The following is a 17,298-nucleotide window of genomic DNA, read 5'->3' on the forward strand; positions in this document are numbered from 1 at the left end:
TATTCCGGGGTCGTGATTCTCCTTAAATGTTCTCCCTGCCTCCTGCTCAAACCACCAGCCCGATCAGCGAGCCGTAGTCGTCAAAGCGGGCGTCTTCTTCCTCCATTTCCAGTAGTGCGCCGTGGTCGAGATCGAGGTAAGCGTCTTGTAGTGCCCCCAGCGTTGCGGCGCAGCGCACCTCTACGGTTCCTTCCCGGAACTGCTCCCAGCGCCAGTTGTAGGTCGTGCGAATTTTACGGAGGGTCTCTTGTTGCACCACCCGGGCCTCGTCTTGGCCCGCCACGGTTTCGATGTTGGCAAAGGCCAGTTCGTTGCGGCTCAGCATCACGGCGTCGCGGATGATGTAGTAGGCGGTGTGCACCGTTGCCGCCGCCGGAAACAGTGGCTGTCCGTCTTCTCCCCGGCCCTTGTTCTGGGTGATGAATTCGGCGTAGAGGCACAGCTGTACGTCTTTGGCATTGCGCAAGAGATTGCGGAAGACCGTCTTTCCGCGCCATTTCAGATCGACTACACAGAGTTCCGGCCGTCCGTTTTTGTGGCGCTCCAGCAGCAGGTCGGCGCGGCCGCGTACGGACTGGCCCATGGCTTCGAGGTCCCCCTCCAGCGTTTGCTCCGAGCTGCGGATGGTCCAGCCATTTTCCTGGATGTAGTGGACGAGCGACCAGGCAGCGTAGTGCATCGTCCGCACGAACTGCACGCGCTCCGGCTCCTGCCCGTATTCCAGCAGGACGGCGCCTTCGCGTTCCAGCAAGCCACGCCAGTGCTCATCGATCCACTCCCGCACAAAAGTTCGGTTCATCTTCGCGGGGTCGGGGCCAATAGCCGTCAGGAGGCGCTCGATGAAGAGGTGGCTGAGGTTGCCGCGCAGGCGGTTTTCGTTGGCAACCGACAAAATAGGGGTGCCTTTAAGTTTGAGGTAGTGGCGGAAGACCCATTTGTGGGGGTAGTACAGTAAGTCTTCCAGCGCCGTGGGGGTTTCAAATTCCCGCTCGGGGCTGCTGCGAAGGCGCTCGATGTGGAGTTGGGCGCGGGGGCGGTCCAGTGGTTCCAGGGGCACGGGCGCAAACTGCGGCGTGGCGGAACCCAGCAGGGTGCTTGCAGCCTCGGCCGCATCGACATCGACGGTGATCCGGGCCAGCGCTCCGGGGGGAAAGGCCGCTTCCAGGTCGCCCAGCAGTGGGTGAGGCTCCACCGGCTCGCCATCGACGCGGGCGGGAAGACAAAGGACCAGGCGGCGGCGGGCGTGGAGGATGGGCCGGGCCTGCTGCCAGCGCGCCAACTCGTTTTGGTGGCGGGGCCCGTTGGGTTCGGCGTCGTGCGCGGCCAGCCAGGCCAGCTCGTCGGGGTAATAGCGGCTGAAAAAATAGTCGGGCTCGTGCTCCACAAAGTCCCACCACAGGATTTCTTCCGCCGCCGCCCCGCTGGGTGTTTTTTGCACGGATGCAGGTGCAAAGACCGTCGTAAGGGAGCCCTGTTCACGGGGCTGAAACCGCGTTGGTGCCGGTTCGTAGACGGTCCGGATGAGGCGCTCGATCTCCAGAAAACCCAAATCGGCTTCGGGCTGGGCGTCGAGCAGTTCCGTGGCGCGCTGGGCCTGCGCCGCCAAAACGAGGAGGCCGGCGTAGTCCTGCACCACCCGGTTTTTGCGCACGTCTTCCTTGCGCAGTTCGTTGCGCTCGTCCATCGCCCATTGCCGCAACTCGACGAACAATTGCCGGAGGTCAAACTTCGGTACCCGCCCACTGCGGGGGTAGCGCCGCCGCCGGAACCAGCTTTCGTACTGGTCGCGCACGTCTTTGAGCCGCGCCGGTGTCCACTGCCGCTCTTCGCGCATCTCCGTAAAAAAGCCCTCAATCATGGCAAACCAGCGGGGACCGAACAAGCCCGGCGTATCGGCCAGGTAGGTGGCAATGCGCTGGGCCAGCCGCCAGTGGAGGGGCTTGGTGACCAGACTGACGAATTCCATGATCCGGTCTACCTCCAGGGGATCCCAGAGGAAGGCGGTAACGAGCTTGAGTACCTGCAAACTCGGCCGGGCCAGGCTGGTGGATGGCACCCCCAGGCTGGGGAGACCTTCACTGACCAGGGCATTGTCCAGGGTCTGGTTCCGTACCGTCAGCAGGGCACCGGGCCGCCAGTCGGGCTGGTCCCGCAACAGGCGCGCCACGTAGGCGGCCAGGTGGGTTTCCCGCTCGGCTCGCAGCAAGACCAGGCTGCCGTCGCCTTGCAACGTTGTGTCGCTGCGCTGGCCAGTCGTCAGGCAGTGTTGCCAGCGGCCCAGGTCGTGGTCCTCTTCCGTGGGAACGGGTTCTGGCAGTTGTTCTACGCTGTCGCCCCGGGCTTCCAGGCGATCGAGGAGCCGGCGCAGACCGGGGGGCAGGAGTGGGCGGGGCTCGTTCAGGCCGATCCAGAGCCGGGGGTGGCGGTCTTCGCCCAGGGCCCCCAGCAGCAGGTTCAGGCGGTCGGCGGGGCCGGGCAGCAGGTCGAGGGTGTAAGTATCGTCCAGCAACAAAGCCTCCAGTTCGTGGAGCACCAACAGGCGCGGGGGCACCGCTGCTGCGGGAGAGCGGGCCAGGGCGTAGCCAGCGTCCAGGAGTTCATCGCGCCGGGAGAGGAGTTCGGCCGCCGTGGCAAACTCATCGGCGCGGAAGGCGGCCTCGTAAAAGGGGGGCGCGGCGGCCAGGCCCAGGTGCAGGGTAAGCAGCTGCCGGTACTGCTCCGTGCGCAGGGCCGTGCGGTTGATGGCCGGAGCACCCAGAGCGTAGAAAGTCTCCAGGTAACGCAGCAACGCCGCCGGACTAAACACGGCGTACCCCTCCGGCCCCGCAGGCGGAGCGGGCAGCAATTGTTGATCGGCAAAGCTGAGTCCTAAGAGTATGCGCACGGCAAGCAGTATGGCGTTGGTGGGTTTTGGTGGGCAAGAATGGCAACGGGCACACTAGCAAGTGGAAGGAGCAACTTCCCGTCCTCCTCCACCTTGCTCCTCGTCCGAACTCCCCCCTTTGGGGGGCCGGGGGGGAGCACCTGCGGCCGCGCCAGAAAGATAAAATCAACCGCCCATTTCCGCTTTCATACGCGCCAGCTGGGTTTCCCAGAGCGAACGCTGGTCATCCACCTCGTCGTGGTCGGCAAAGTCGGTCACGTAAACAATGGTCTCGCCGGTGACCGGGCTCTTGCTGATGTCAAACTCCAGGTACTCGTCCTCGTCCTCGGCGTCTTCCCAGACGAAGCGCACCAGGTCGCCCTCCTTGTCTTCGATGAGCTCAGCGATTTCAGCCGAGTCGTTCCAGATGAAGGTGTAGGTCTGGTCCACCACGTCAACTTCCTCGCAAAACCAACGGGTGATGCAGGCAGGGTCCGTCAGGAACTGGTAAACGATGGCTGGAGAGGCGCGGAAGATGAATTCCGCTGTAAACTTAACGCGTTCCATGTCAGGGGGTTGGGGGGTGAGCGCGGCCAAATAAGGCAATAAAAATGAGAGTACCAAAATTCTTTTTACCGCCAACCTATTGCACAAACAGGGTGTTGGTAGAATGTCAGTTCGCAATTCTGGACGGTAAGGTATTGATTCTTAGTGAAAATAGCCTTAATTTTGCGCCCGCTTTCTAAAACGTTACTCCTGCATGAGACAGCTTAAAATTACCAAGTCGATCACGAATCGTGAGAGTCAGTCACTCGAGAAGTACCTCCAAGAGATTGGCAAGGTAGATCTCCTGACGCCCGAGGAGGAGGTCGATCTGGCCAAGCGTATTAAACAGGGGGACCAGGTCGCGCTGGAAAAGCTCACCAAAGCCAACCTGCGCTTCGTCGTTTCGGTAGCTAAACAGTACCAAAACCAGGGCTTGAGCCTTTCCGACCTCATCAACGAGGGCAACCTGGGCCTCATCAAGGCTGCCCAGCGCTTTGACGAGACCCGGGGCTTCAAGTTCATCTCCTACGCCGTGTGGTGGATCCGGCAGTCTATCCTCCAGGCCCTGGCCGAGCAGAGCCGCATCGTTCGCCTCCCCCTCAACAAGGTGGGCTCCCTGAACAAGATCAACAAAGCCTTCAGCCGCCTGGAGCAAGCTTTTGAGCGCGAGCCCAGCAGCGAAGAACTGGCCGGGGAGCTTGACATTGCCGCCGACGAGGTAGAAACCACCCTCGGCGTGGCTGCCCGCCACGTTTCCATGGACGCTCCCTTCGTCGAAGGCGAAGACAACAGCCTGCTCGACGTGCTGGCCAACACCGGCCCCGGCACCGACTCTTCCCTGGAGTACAAAGAATCCCTGCGCCGCGAAATCGACCGCAGCCTCGGCACCCTCACCGAGCGGCAGTGCGACGTGATCAAGCTCTACTACGGCATCGGCGTGGAACACCCCATGAGCCTCGAAGACATCGGCGAGAAGTTCGGTCTCACCCGCGAGCGCGTCCGGCAGATCAAAGACAAAGCCATCAACAAACTCCGCGGCGCCAACCGCAGCAAGTTGCTCAAGACTTACCTGGGGAACTAGTAGGCACCTTGCCCACGCACCCGGGCCCGCCCGGTAAAGCCACCGCTACCCCCCGAGGTACCGGTGGCTTTTTTTCTTGCTCTTAGCCCCTGCCGCCATGCTCAGCCTTTCCGACTTCAAAATCACCGCGCGCTACCCCACCCACTGGGGGGATATGGACCAGGCGCGGCACATCAATAACCTGATTTACCTCCGCTGGGCGGAGACGATCCGCGTAGTCTACTTCGAGGCTATGGAGATGAACACCAGCTTTGCTCCCGGTGGCATCGGCCCCATCCTGGCCTGGCAAGACGCCAAGTACATCTTTCCCATGACCCACCCGGATACGGCCGTACTGGGAGTGCGGGCAACGGCAGTGAGCGCCGACCGCTTTACGCTGGAAACGGCCATTTTCTCGGAGCAACACCAGCGCATCGCCGCCATCACGCAGCAAATCATCGTGCCTTACGATTACGCCCTCCTGCAAAAAGCCCCCCTGCCCGCCGCCTGGGTAGCCGCCATCGAAAAACTGGCCTGACGTGAAGTACCGCAAAAAAACCATGGACGAATTGGAGCGGCTGGCCCCGGAAGCGTTCCAAAGCAGCGATCGGATTCCCCTCACGCTCCTTTTAGACGACATCCGCTCGGCCAATAACGTAGGCAGCATTTTCCGGACGGCCGACTGCTTCGCCCTCCAGCACCTCTACCTCTGCGGCATCACCGCTACCCCGCCCCACCGCGACATTCTCAAAACCGCCCTGGGCTCCACCGAAACCGTCAGTTGGAGCTACCACCCCGACGCAGAAGCCCTCGTACAGGAGTTGCGGGGCGCCGGAGCGCAGGTGCAGGGTCTGGAACAAACGGAGCAAAGCACGGCACTGAGCGCCTTCATCCCCCCTGCGAACCAAATGCTGGTCCTGGTCGTCGGCAACGAAGTCAACGGCGTCAGCCAGTCCGTCCTCGAGCACTGCGCGGGGACTTTGGAGATCGAGCAGTTCGGCACCAAGCACAGCCTCAACGTGGCGGTGGCAACGGGCATGGCGGTGTACCAGTTGAGCGCCCGGCTGCGGGGGAAGGCGGGCTGGCAGGCGGGATAAGATAAGCCATAAATTTCCGTTGGCCCTTTTACCTGGGCAGTGTACCTTCGTCAGCACAACTAAACCTTTCGCTACTTACCATGCTCCAACCGTTCCACCTCGCTGCTCCCGTTGACGACCTCGAAGCCGCCCGTCATTTTTACGGCACCATCCTCGGTTGCCCCGAAGGCCGCACGGACGCGGAGTGGATCGACTTCGACTTCTTCGGCCACCAGCTCGTTGCCCACCTGGCGCCCAAAAAGGAGGCCCCCGATCACCGCAATGAGGTGGATGGCAAGCACGTGCCCGTCCCCCACTTCGGCGTAGTGCTGGAGTGGCAACAGTTCGAAGATTTTGCCGAGCGGCTACGCGGCCACGGCGTCAAGTTCGAGATCGAGCCCTACGTGCGCTTTCAGGGCTTGCCGGGAGAGCAAAACACCATGTTCTTCTACGACCCCGCCGGAAATGCCCTCGAGTTCAAGGCATTTAAGGACATTTCGCGGCTGTTCGCTAAGCAGTTGAATGGATAATGCCTCACCGGGTCACCGCTACCCCAGCTTGGCGTGCTGCCAGAAATCCGGGAAGTGCGCTACCGCCGCAATGTCTTCTGGGGTGAACAGAAAGTCCTGAACATCTTGGGCCAGTTCTTCGAAATTAAAAGCGGCAATATGGGCGGCCACCATACTGCGCAACCCCTCCGCAGTGGTCACTTGAAATCGGACGTCCAAATAACCATAGTCAGGAGTAGTTTGTCCTAATATCCAGGTCAGGTCAAAAAAGTCACGGCCCTTAGGTCGCTTGCGGCCCATGATGGCAGCAATTTTCTGGCTCGCCAGGAGCTCGAGCGGAACGGCAAGTACGTCCACTTTAACCCCAAACTTATTTATTTCTACCAGCTTACGCTCGTAGTCGTAGTGCTGCTTTTCCGTATCCATCTTCACCAGCAAACGGGCTTCCTTATGGGGACTAAGACCAGCCTGGTAGAGCAAAGCGGGAAAGCGGATGTTGCAGTGAAACGCCCCTTTGTAAGCAAATTTGATGGTAACGGTAAATCCCAGTCGCTCTAATCCCTGCTTGATGGAAGCAGCCGTAGCCTCAAACTCTTTTTCGGTGAGGTTTGCGCCATTAAGGTCCATATCCTCAGAAAAGCGCTGGGTACCGTAACAGACCCGCAGGCAGGTACTACCCAGAAACGTGTACCGGTGTGCGTATTTTCCTTCAAAGACCAGTTTAAGGATTTCGTACTGTAAGTATTCCCTGAGCAGATGTTCTCCCCGGTTGTGTAAATCGTCGGGATAAAAGCGCTGAATATCATCGAAAAAGATCATAGCGTATAAGTTTCACGCAGTGCGGTAATACGGTCAATCAGGGTCTGAGATTTTACCGCTTTCGCATAAGACACCAGCAGGCCCATGTCCAAAGTCATCATCATTTCCTCCGGGTCAAATCTCATTTCCAGCAACCAATCAGGGTCAGAAAACCAGGGGTTCAGGTAGGCAAAATCCAGCAGTGTCTTTTCGGGCGTGGCTAAGTTAAAATAGCCACCGTGCCAAGCGATTGTCTTGTAGCCCCAAAATAGCTCCGGTTTCAGCGTCTGGTAGCAAAAACGCCCCAGCTTATTATGAAAGGTCTTTGTTTTTTGCGTGGTGATTGACGTAGTGGCATAGACCATCTCCGGTATGAAATTATAGTAGCGAAGCGCACTGTGCATAGAGATGTAGGAAGGCTCGTACATTCTGCCCGCGGCCACAAATCTGTCCACATCTCCCCGGATAGGGTCGGCCGTATTCCGGTACAAGCCATTGCGCAGCTTTTCTATCTTCCCTTCCTGCTGCCAGCGTTTGAAGATGTTGGGATCGTAGTTTTCCCCGTAGCGCTTACGAAGGTCTACCGGGCGGATGAAGGTCTTCTCCGCAGGAAATACGTACTTACTCATTTCGTTTCCTTTTTTCAGTTAACGGCTGAAAAAAGGAAATAGTTTCCCAGCCACCCAGCCAATCGTCACCACCTGACCCACCGGTGTAGCCACCAGCTTTCTCAGGTCCTGCCTTGCTGCTCCCCCTGTGGGGGTTGGGGGGCGAACCAACTCCCCCCTTCGGGGGGTCGGGGGGGAGCACCTGCGGCCGCGCCCTTTACTCCCCCTTTAAGGGCCGGGGTGCCCGCACCACCTTGCCGTGCTTCATCACCATATCCACACCCTGCAGCAGGGCGATGTGGCGCAAGACGTCTCCTTTGACGGCAATGATGTCGGCAAATTTGCCCGCCGATACCGTGCCGTAATCTTTGTCCACCCCCATCATCTTCGCCGGCCAGTAGGTGGCCGCCTTGATGGTGTACATGCTGGGAATGTCAAATTCGTTGGTCCACACGTCCAGCTCATTCCAGGTGCTTTGGCAGTGGAACTTCATGGGGATGCCCGAGTCGGTGCCCACCAACAGCACTACCCCGGCGTCCCTCAATTCTTTCACCTTGCGCTCCAGCGTGGGCCGGCGGATGGGCGTAAGCTGGAAGTAAGGCAGCTGCCCCGGGCGGTGGAGGCTGGCGCGGATGTCTTCAATAATTTCGGGGGTGAGGCCCTCGTGCCAGCAGTCGTTGTCCAGCGCCTCCGGGTTATCGCGGGTGTACTCGTAGTTGTACAAGCCCTCCACGGTGGGCGTCCAGTAGAGTGGCCCCAGGTTCATCTGCGCGGTGCGTTCGCGGATCATCTCCAGGATGTCTTCGGGATAGCCGGGGGCGGAGCTCAGGCCCGTGTGCTCAAAGCAATCGACGCCCGCCTGGAGGCCGCGGCGGATCTCCTCCGGCCGGTGGCTGTGGGCCACCACGGTGAGCCCCCGCCGGTGGGCCTGATCAACGAGCGCCATGAAGGCATCCAGCGGAATCTGGTCTTGGTCCACCACCTTGATGCAATCTACCCCGGCGTCGGCCAGCTGGTTGACCTTGGCGCGGGCTTCGGCGACGGACTGCACCGCCCAGCGAAAATCTTCCGTCCCGGGGTAAGGCGCGTACTGCAAAAATGGCCCGGAAACGTAGAGCGTCGGGCCCAGCAGTTCGCCCTTGTTGATGCGGTCGCGGACGGAAAGCGATTCCCGCAGCGGCCCGCCGAGGTCGCGGGCGCTGGTGACGCCGGCCATCAACAATTGCTTGGCGCTGGCGGGCATGATGATCTCTTCGAGGTAGGGCGGCATCACGCTGTCCCAGTACCCATAGTCGCTGTGGCCGTTGATCATCAGGTGCACGTGCATGTCCCACAGCCCCGGTAGCACGCTCATCCCTTCGGTGGAGATGATCTCGGCCCCGGCGGGGATAGGGACCTCGGCGCGGGTGCCCACTGCCTTGATGCGCTCGCCCTCAATCAGGATCACGCTGTTGCGCAGCGGCGTCCCCCCGAAGCCATCGATGAGGGTTCCGCCCACCAGGGCTTTGACTTTATTGCTGGTTGGCGGGTCCGTTTTGCTGCCCGGTATTTCTTGCTGGGCGCGGCCGCAGGTGCCGAAGAAAAGGATAAGGAGCAGGGGGAGGTAAAAATGACGCATAAGTTGAGTGTTCCGTTCGTTGGTAAGCAGGCAATAAGCGTAGCCAAAGTAGCAAATCGGCATTACCCAGCCGAACAATTTCTCATTGTCCCGCATTTTAACCACCTTTGGAGCTCATTTGAATCCCCCATGGCAGTACCCCAGTTTAAGTCCGACGTAGAAGCCGTCGACGCCCTAGCAAAAGCTTACCGCGATCTGCGCGCCGAAATCGGCAAAGTCATCGTCGGCCAGGACGAAGTAGTCAAAACCGTACTGATCTCCCTTTTTTCCAACGGACACTCCCTGCTGGTGGGCGTTCCCGGCCTGGCCAAGACGCTGCTGGTCTCTACCATTTCGGAGGTACTCGACCTGGATTTCAAGCGCATCCAGTTTACGCCCGACCTGATGCCGACCGACATCACCGGCTCCGAAATTCTGGGCGACAACCGCAAGTTTGAGTTCAACCGCGGACCCTTGTTTGCCAACATCGTCTTAGCCGACGAGATCAACCGTACCCCGCCCAAGACCCAGGCCGCCCTGCTGGAAGCCATGCAGGAGCGCTCGGTCACCGTCTCCGGCGTCCGCCACGTACTGCCCGCGCCTTTCTTCGTACTGGCCACCCAGAACCCCATTGAGCAGGAGGGCACCTACCCCCTGCCCGAGGCGCAGCTTGACCGTTTCATGTTCAACATTCCGCTGGACTACCCCAGCTACGAACAGGAGATCGCCGTCGTAAAGGGTACCACCGGCAACCAGGTTCAACAGTTGCGCAATATCCTGACGGGCGTGGAAATCCTCTATTTCCAGCAGCTCGTCCGCAAAATCCCCGTAAGCGACAACGTACTGGAATACGCCGTAGGGCTCACCACCAAGACCCGCCCCAACACGCCCCGCGCTACGAATGAGGTAAACAACTACATCAGCTGGGGGGCCGGTCCGCGCGCCAGCCAGTACCTCGTCTTGGGGGCCAAGTGCCACGCCGCCATCTCGGGCAAGTACAGCCCCGATATTGAAGACGTGCAGGCCATCGCCAAGTACGTCCTGCGCCACCGCATCGTCCGCAACTACAAGGCCGAAGCCGAGGGCATTACGGAAGAAAACGTCATCGAGTCCCTGTTCTAAGGGTAGGCTGTCTAATTAGCCAGGCCGCAGCCGTACTCACTTTGGCCAACCGGGGAGGCTCAAGCGCTTAATAGGTCGAGACCCTCTGGGTCGTAGGAGAATACGCCAATGTACTTAGCTGGATCGACCCAGAGGGTCTCAACCTAGGGGGGCACCGTGATTAGCTGGATCGACCCAGAGGGTCTCAACCTAGGCGGTCTAGGCCCCTAAAGCGCGTACGGGTTAAACCCATTAGATTAGACAGCCTAGTTCTAAGGGCACCACCCAGTTGGCGGGTAAGCAAGCATCCGCGTCCCCCCTCCCCGGCGGCCAAGTGTGAGCGTAGCGTTAAAATCCCGACGGCTGCCCACCACAACCCTGCGTGACATCATCTGTTTGAGGTAAGATAGATTGTTTAGTTATGACCCAACGGTTCTTCAATTACCTCCTGGCCCTCCTCCTCGGCAGCGTAGCTTTTTCCTGCGGGGATGAGATGCAGCAAACCCTGCAGCCCACGCCCTCCGCTTTTGGCCGCATCAACAGCCTCACGGTGGTGGCCGATAGTTCCCTGTGGATGAACGGTGCGCGGGATTCGGTGGCCTACTTCTTCGAGTCCCCCTACATCATCCTGCCCCAGCCGGAGCCCATCTTCGACGTGCGCCACATCGAGCCCGGGGTGCTCAGCAGCCAGCCTACCTTCCGCGAACTCCGCAACTACCTGGTCTTGGCAGACCTGAGTGACGAAAACAGCCCGGCCACCCAAATGGTCATTGCCGACCTCAACGACGCCAAGATCCAGCAAGTGCGCGAAGAAGGCTTCGGCTCCGCCGTAGCCCGCAACAAGTGGGCCACCGGCCAGCAACTCGTCTACCTGATGGGCCGCAACCGCCAGGAACTCCTCGATGGCCTCAGCGTTACCTATCCCGCCGTCGTCAAACGCATCGCCGAACGCGAAAATGAGCGCGTCAAAGTTACCACCTACTTCCAGGGCATCGACCGCCGCCTGGGTGATACCGTTGCCGTCCGCAGCGGTGCCCGGATCGACATTCCCGGCGGTTACGAACTCGTCCCCATTGACGCCCGCGATTTTGCCTGGCTGCGCAAATCCACCAAGGGCGGGAGCCTCAACATTATGGTCACCCGCGTCCCCTACGAACGGCAATCGCAGCTCACCAAAGAAGGCCTCAAGGAGATCCGCGACCAGATCGGCCGCGAGTACATCAGTTCTACCCTGAGCAATACCTATATGAAGGTGAACGACTCCGACCTGCCTCTCTTCACCGAATCGACCCAACTCAACGGTGCTTTTGCCATCGAAGGCCGGGGCATCTGGGAGATGGAAAACGACTTCCAGGCGGGCCCCTTCCTCTCCTACCTGATCAATGATGAGGCCGATCGCCAACTGGTTCTGATCGATGGTTTCGTCCTGGCTCCCGGCGAGAAAAAACGCGAGCTGATGAGCGAACTCCAGCAGGTCCTGCTCACCGCCGAGGTGCAGTAAGACCTCCCTTAGCCACGGCCCACGGCATCTTTTCCAAAGCGCTTGCGGACTTTATCAAGGGCCTGCAACAGGGCACTGTCTTCGGCCGTATCAGCGAAGAGGTCGAGTTGGCTGTGCCCGGCCGCCAGGCGCTCGAAGCGGATGCCCAGCAGGCGGATACACTGGCGGCGGGTGAAGAGTTCGCTGAACAACTGCTCGGCCGCCGGCAATAACTGTTGGTCGTGGGCGGTGTAGGGCAGCCGGCGACTGCGGGTGTAGGTATTGCCGTCGGTGTAGCGGATTTTGACGGTGATGGCGGCGGTAAGTTTGCTGGCCTGCCGCAGGTCAAAAGCCAGGCGCATGGTCAGGTCGCGCAGGCAGCGGCGCAGGACTTCCACCTCAATGGTGTCGGTATCGAAACTGTGTTCCGAAGAGAAGAAGCTGCGTTCGTTGTAGGGCACTACCGGGCGGTGATCGATGCCGTTGGCGCGCAGGTGCAGCTCCCGGCCGGGCTTGCCGAACTCCCGCTCGAGGAGGGCCACGGGCACCTGGCTGAGGGTTCCCGTCTGCCGGATGCCGAGGAGGCTCAGCTTGCGGGCCGTTTCGCGGCCTACGGAAGGAATTTTACCTACGGGCAGCGGCGCTAAAAAAGCCCGCTCAGCACCCTCGGCTACCCAGCCGGAGCCATTGGGTTTGGCCTCGCTGGCCCGCACCTTGGCCACCAGCTTGTTTACCGCCAGGCCCGCAGAAAGTGGCAGGCCCGTCTCCCGGCTGATCCGCTGCCGCAACTCCTGCCCCCAGCGCACGCACCCCAGGTGCTTGTCCATCCCCGTAAGGTCAAGGTAGAAAGCATCCAGCGCCGCCTTTTCAAAAACGGGTCCCGCCTCGGCGATGATCTCCGTGACGATGCCCGAGTACTTTTCGTAGTCCTCAAAATCCCCGCGCAATACCTTGGCACCGGGGCAGCGCCGCAGCGCCAGGGACAGCGGCATCCCCGCGTGGATCCCGAAATGCCGGGCCTCGTAGTTGCAGGAATGTACAATGCTCCGCCCGCCAAGCCCGGCCACCACCACGGGCAAACCGGCCAGGCGACTGTTTTTCATGATTTCCACTGAGGCGAAAAAGGTATCCAGATCGAGGTGCAGAATGGCTTTGTGGTACATGTGTCTTCGTGAGGAGTAGCCGCAGCCCGTGCTGCAACTGGGCAAAATAAAAAGGGCGCGGCCGCAGGTGCCGGGGAAGTCAGCCAGCAACAACAAACCGTGGCAAACAACGGGCTTCGGAAGTTACAATGCAAACAAAATGTGTTAAATAATTTATTTTTCGGTAGCTTTTGACTGGGGAGTGGTTGGCGAACATGGCCCTTTGTCTTTTCTTTGCATCCTGCGGCCGCGCCCTGCTGCCCTGGCTGCGTTACCACCTATCCACTTTCTTGTTGCATGCACTACCGCTCCGCTACTTCCGCCGATGTACCCGCCATCGCTGCTCTCCACGCCGCCAGTTGGCAACGCACTTACCGGGGTGCTTTTTCGGACACTTACCTCGATGAGCAGGCCCCGGCCGAACGCCTGGCCACCTGGCGGGAGCGCTTTGCGGTTCCCAACCCCCGCATGATCGTCACCGTAGCCGAAGACGATACCGGATTACAGGGATTTTGCTGTGTCTTTATGGACCATGACCAAGACGGTCACCTCCTGGATAATCTCCACGTCTCACCCGCTTACCAGGGCCAGGGGATCGGCAAACGCCTGATGCAACGCAGCGCCGCCCGCGTGGCCGAGCACGCCCCCGGGGGGGATATTTACCTGTGGGTGCTCACGGTCAACACCCCGGCCCTGCGGGTTTACGAAAGCCTGGGTGGGCGGCCGGGCCGCACCGAAGTCCAGCACTTCGCCGCCGGCAACCAGACCCCCGCTCTGCAAATGATCTGGAGGCTTGCCGACATGGCAGCGTTTACCTGAGGGGTTGGCCAACGACGGTGTGGGCCGTTTTTTCGCTCTGGCCCCGCAGCGGAGACATCCCCTCGTACCCGAGCCCCCATTCGATTTCGACTGCGCCGGCGGGTAAGTCCTGCGGCAGTTCCAATGCTCCGCTGAGCAGGACCGTAGTAGCGCTACGGGGCAGGAGCGAAGTGGCGGGCGGGGTCAGCTTCCAGAAAATCATCGTGTCTGCGTAGTGGAAGGTAACGAACAGCTCCAGGGGAAGTCCTTTCCGCAGGTCAATCATCCCGGCGCTGGGTGGCATTTGAAAGGAGGCCTCGATGGTGAGGGGGTAGCGTGCGCCGGGCCGCAGGGTGGTGGGCAGCGGCTCGGTGGGAGCGAGGCGGAGGCCTTTGACGACCTGGAATTCCTCCACTGCCGCAATGCGCATATCGCGGTCCTGGGTACGGAAGGCCTCGGTATCGGCTTTGCTCCAGCTTTTTTGTCCCAAGACCAAAACGGGGCCTTGGTGGAAGGTAGAATCGGCCGTCCAGAGGTCGTACTGATTGCGGCGGTAGAAAACATCGGTAAAGGTCCAGGCGGGCTGTTGGGCGTAAAATTCGTAGAGCGAAGCCAGGCGGTAGCTGTTCTGGACAATCACGGGGCGGCCATCGGCAATTCCGGCCAGTCTTTCCACCCAGGGCTGGTGGTCGAAGGGCTTGGCGAAGGGCAGCCAATCCCGGGGCATCACGAGGAAAATCCGGGCCAGCAGCAAAACGCCAACGGTAATCCAGGCCAGCCGTTGCAGGCGGGGCTGCCAGGCGGAAAAACGGTCGCGGGCGGCGCGGAAAGTGAGGTAAACGAGGGGAATGCTCAGCAGGGCCGTCCACTGGGCCTCGGTACTGCCCTTGAGGGTGGTGTAGAGAAAAAAGAGCAGGAAGCCGAGGACGAGCCAGCGGTTGGCGGTGTCAAAACGGTCCTGGCTGCGGTCTTTCCAAAAAGTCTGGACGTAATACCACAGGAGAAGCGGACTGAAGATGACCAGCTGGTTGAGCAGATACTGCAAGGTAAAAGCCAATTCGTAGGGGTCGTTGCGGCCGCTGAGGTGGTAGCGGAAGGACGGAAAATCGTTCAGGTATTGCCAGTAGAGATGGGGGATGAACAAGGCGGCCCCCCCGAGGGCGGCGAGCCAGGCCCCCGGCTTGCGGAGCAGCCAAAGGAGGTGGGGCAACACACTGAAAAAGATCAGCATCACCCCGTGGTACTTGCTGTAGAGCGCTCCGGCCATGGTAATGCCCCAGAGGGCTCCGTTGGCCAAGGTCGGCGCGGTCAAAAAACGGCGGTAGGCCAGGAGGTAAAGGACGGTAAAGAGCAGCAGGGGCCCATCGGGGGTAGCAATAAAACTGTAGACGTTGAGCATCGGCTGGGCAAAAACCAGGGCGGCGGCCAGCCAAAGCGTTGCTCCCCGCGGCCGATCCAGTAAATACCACAGGGCGACAATTGTGGCGGTGGAGGCCAGAACGTGCCCGAAGCGCAGCCCCAGGGCCCCCGGCAACCAATCTTTACCCAAGCTGACCAACAGCGCCACGGCGGGCGGATGATCAAAGTAGCCCCAGTCCAGGCGCTGGGCGTACATCCAGTAATAGGTTTCGTCGGCATCCAGCGGGGAGAAGGCCGCCTGGAGCAAGGCCAGGGCCAGCCAGGCCAGGAGCAACCAGTAGGGGGACACTGCGGGGCGGGAAGTATGCATCGTGGGGCAAAGGTAGTGCCCCCAGCGGCACGTCGTACGCCTCACTTGGGGGAGAGACTGCTGCCGCACGCAGGTGCCCCAAGCAATTGGGAACGGAATCCGGCCCGCGTTCCCCCACTAGCACTTATCTTAGCGGCCGAGAGTTTTTCTACCTACCAACATTTAATGGCATGAACCTACGTCTATTCCTCTGTCTCCTGCTGGCGGGAGGCTTACTCACGTTGTGCAAAGAATCTGACTCTGCGGGCACGGAAGCCACCGCTACGGTCGATCCCTCAACACTTAGTTTCAAGCGCACGGACAACACCGTCCGCATCGGCATCCGGACCGAGCCACCGGGCCTCAACCCCATCCTCTCCACCCAGGCCTCCGCACGCTACGTGAGTGAGATGGTGTTCCAGACACTCACCAGTCAGCACCCCCAGACCTACGAGCAAGTACCCAACCTGGCCAGTGTGGCCGATATCAGCAAAGAGGCCAATGGAGGCGTGGCCTATGCCTACGTCTTAGACGAACAAGCCACCTGGCCGAACGGAATGCCCATTACGGCAACGGACGTCATTTTCAGCCTCAAGGTAGTCCTGCACCCCCTGGTTGCGTCCGGTGCCTACCGCCCCTACTACGCTGCGGTTACCAACATCGTCACCTCCCCCAATAACGAGAAGCGTTTCAAGGTGATGACCAGCGGCCCCTACCTGCTGGCCGAACAAGCCCTGGGCAGCCTGACCATCTACCCCGAGTACGCCTACGACCCCGAAGGCCTCCTGCGCAAGGTGCCGCTTACGGACTTCACCAACGCCGCTAAAATTGAAAAACTGGCCGAAAGTGACCCCGACCTGAAGGCCTTCGCCGAGTTCTTCAGCGCCCCCGAGCGGGGGCACGATCCCGAACTGGTGGTGGGCAGTGGCCCCTACCAGCTCGTCAGCTGGGAAGAAGGCCAACGCATCACCCTGGAGAGAAAGCCGAACTACTGGGGGATGAAAAAAAACGAGGAATGGCTCGCCGCCCGCCCCGAAAGCATCGTCTTCGAGATCATCCCCGATGACAACACGATGGCCAACGCCCTACGGGATGAACTCGTAGACGTGGTAGTGGATATGGGCGTTGACCAATTCAAGGAATTGCACAACGACGAATTTCTGCAACAACGCTACAGCTTCTCGGCCGTCCCCAGCTTCAAATACTTCAGCATTCTGCTCAATCAGCAAAACCCCCTTTTCCGCGAAGTGGAAACCCGGCGGGCAATGGCCTACCTGATGGACATTGACGCCATGATTGAGCAAATCTTTTCCAAAGACCTGGCCACACGGGTCGCCAGCCCCGTTCTGCCCGCCAAGAGTTATTACCACGACGGCCTCGAGCTCATCCCCTACAACCCCGAACGCGCCACAGAGCTGCTCTCCGCCGCGGGCTGGACCGACACCAACGGCGATGGAACGGTTGATAAGGAAATCGACGGCAAGCGCGAAGAACTCAGCTTTGAGTTCCTCATCTTCCCTTCCCCCGCCGGCGAATCAGTAGGTACCCTCGTGGCCGAATGGGCCAAGGCCGTGGGCGTAGACATTCGTGTCGTTCGTCAGGACGTTCGCGCACTCTACGGAGAATTGAACAAGGGCAATTTCGCCATGGCCCTGACTGGCTTCGGCTTCGACCCCAACCCCGACGACTTCACGCAGGTGTGGGCCTCGACTTCCGTCCCCCCGAACGGCACCAACCGCGGCGGCTTCAACAACCCCGAGGCCGATCAACTCATCAAGAAAATCCGCGTAACTCTCGACGACGCCAGCCGCGCTCCCCTCTACCGGCGTTTTCAGGAAATCGTTTACGAAAACCAACCGATGGTTTTCCTCTTCTCGCCCAAAGACCGCGTGGTGGTATCCAAACGCTTCAACTTTGAGGCGAAATCTATCGCCCCCAACGTCAGCTTCAATGCGTTGGCGCAGGAGGAATGGAATCAGGGGAAGTAATGATTTGAACCGCCTTTTTCCACC

15 protein-coding genes are annotated in these 17,298 nt (G+C 60.2%); 8 read left to right on the top strand and 7 right to left on the bottom strand.

The features are described from left to right. Window positions 1-46: 46 nt before the first annotated feature. Both H9S92_RS22740 and H9S92_RS21730 read right to left on the bottom strand, forming a co-directional pair. Complete coding sequence (locus tag H9S92_RS22740; protein WP_187468813.1) at window positions 47-2,884, bottom strand: PD-(D/E)XK nuclease family protein; 2,838 nt, start codon at window positions 2,882-2,884, stop codon at window positions 47-49. A gap of 165 nt (window positions 2,885-3,049) precedes the next feature. Beyond that, window positions 3,050-3,430 (bottom strand): START-like domain-containing protein, encoded by a 381-nt coding sequence (locus H9S92_RS21730; protein ID WP_187468814.1) that lies wholly within the window; start codon window positions 3,428-3,430, stop codon window positions 3,050-3,052. Window positions 3,431-3,623: 193 nt separating this feature from the next. On the opposite strand from H9S92_RS21730, the gene H9S92_RS21735 reads away from it, so the two are divergent. From H9S92_RS21735 to H9S92_RS21750, 4 genes are all read left to right on the top strand, one after another. Next, window positions 3,624-4,490 carry a sigma-70 family RNA polymerase sigma factor gene (locus tag H9S92_RS21735; protein ID WP_187468815.1) on the top strand — a complete coding sequence of 289 codons (867 nt, stop codon included), beginning with the start codon at window positions 3,624-3,626 and terminating at the stop codon, window positions 4,488-4,490. Window positions 4,491-4,587: 97 nt separating this feature from the next. Continuing rightward, window positions 4,588-5,007: an acyl-CoA thioesterase gene (locus tag H9S92_RS21740; RefSeq protein WP_187468816.1), complete on the top strand. Its 420-nt coding sequence runs from the start codon at window positions 4,588-4,590 to the stop codon at window positions 5,005-5,007. A gap of 1 nt (window position 5,008) precedes the next feature. Beyond that, window positions 5,009-5,566 (top strand): RNA methyltransferase, encoded by a 558-nt coding sequence (locus H9S92_RS21745; protein WP_290283709.1) that lies wholly within the window; start codon window positions 5,009-5,011, stop codon window positions 5,564-5,566. A gap of 80 nt (window positions 5,567-5,646) precedes the next feature. Continuing rightward, entirely contained in the window at window positions 5,647-6,075 is a 429-nt protein-coding gene (locus H9S92_RS21750) for a VOC family protein (RefSeq protein WP_187468817.1), read from the top strand. 18 nt (window positions 6,076-6,093) lie between these two features. On the opposite strand, the gene H9S92_RS21755 is transcribed toward H9S92_RS21750, so the two are convergent. From H9S92_RS21755 to H9S92_RS21765, 3 genes are all read right to left on the bottom strand, one after another. Further along, the gene (locus H9S92_RS21755) at window positions 6,094-6,873 is read right to left on the bottom strand and encodes a nucleotidyl transferase AbiEii/AbiGii toxin family protein (protein ID WP_187468818.1); all 780 of its coding nucleotides are present in this window, start codon (window positions 6,871-6,873) and stop codon (window positions 6,094-6,096) included. Then, a complete protein-coding gene (locus H9S92_RS21760) occupies window positions 6,870-7,481 on the bottom strand; it encodes a type IV toxin-antitoxin system AbiEi family antitoxin domain-containing protein (RefSeq protein WP_187468819.1) in 612 nt (203 codons plus the stop codon). Before H9S92_RS21760 ends, H9S92_RS21755 begins: the two co-directional genes overlap by 4 nt. 196 nt (window positions 7,482-7,677) lie before the next feature. Next, entirely contained in the window at window positions 7,678-9,078 is a 1,401-nt protein-coding gene (locus H9S92_RS21765) for an amidohydrolase family protein (protein ID WP_187468820.1), read from the bottom strand. Window positions 9,079-9,207: 129 nt separating this feature from the next. Between H9S92_RS21765 and H9S92_RS21770 the strand changes: the two genes are divergently transcribed. After that, entirely contained in the window at window positions 9,208-10,179 is a 972-nt protein-coding gene (locus tag H9S92_RS21770) for an AAA family ATPase (protein WP_187468821.1), read from the top strand. A gap of 400 nt (window positions 10,180-10,579) precedes the next feature. Then, the gene (locus tag H9S92_RS21775) at window positions 10,580-11,659 is read left to right on the top strand and encodes a DUF4837 family protein (protein WP_187468822.1); all 1,080 of its coding nucleotides are present in this window, start codon (window positions 10,580-10,582) and stop codon (window positions 11,657-11,659) included. Window positions 11,660-11,667: 8 nt separating this feature from the next. Here H9S92_RS21775 and dinB read toward each other — a convergent pair whose 3' ends face one another. Beyond that, a complete protein-coding gene (dinB, locus tag H9S92_RS21780) occupies window positions 11,668-12,801 on the bottom strand; it encodes a DNA polymerase IV (protein WP_187468823.1) in 1,134 nt (377 codons plus the stop codon). Window positions 12,802-13,077: 276 nt separating this feature from the next. Here dinB and H9S92_RS21785 point away from each other — a divergent pair, with 276 nt between their 5' ends. After that, window positions 13,078-13,599 carry a GNAT family N-acetyltransferase gene (locus tag H9S92_RS21785; protein ID WP_187468824.1) on the top strand — a complete coding sequence of 174 codons (522 nt, stop codon included), beginning with the start codon at window positions 13,078-13,080 and terminating at the stop codon, window positions 13,597-13,599. On the opposite strand, the gene H9S92_RS21790 is transcribed toward H9S92_RS21785, so the two are convergent. Further along, window positions 13,592-15,307, bottom strand: a complete 1,716-nt coding sequence (locus tag H9S92_RS21790) for an ArnT family glycosyltransferase (RefSeq protein ID WP_187468825.1) — start codon at window positions 15,305-15,307, stop codon at window positions 13,592-13,594. The two genes, H9S92_RS21785 and H9S92_RS21790, sit on opposite strands and share 8 nt — an antisense overlap. Window positions 15,308-15,477: 170 nt before the next feature. Between H9S92_RS21790 and H9S92_RS21795 the strand changes: the two genes are divergently transcribed. Then, window positions 15,478-17,274, top strand: a complete 1,797-nt coding sequence (locus tag H9S92_RS21795) for an ABC transporter substrate-binding protein (RefSeq protein WP_187468826.1) — start codon at window positions 15,478-15,480, stop codon at window positions 17,272-17,274. The last annotated feature ends 24 nt before the right edge of the window (window positions 17,275-17,298 follow it).

Origin of the sequence: Neolewinella lacunae (genome assembly GCF_014349155.1) — a bacterium.
Taxonomy (GTDB): Bacteria; Bacteroidota; Bacteroidia; order Chitinophagales; family Saprospiraceae; genus Neolewinella; species Neolewinella lacunae.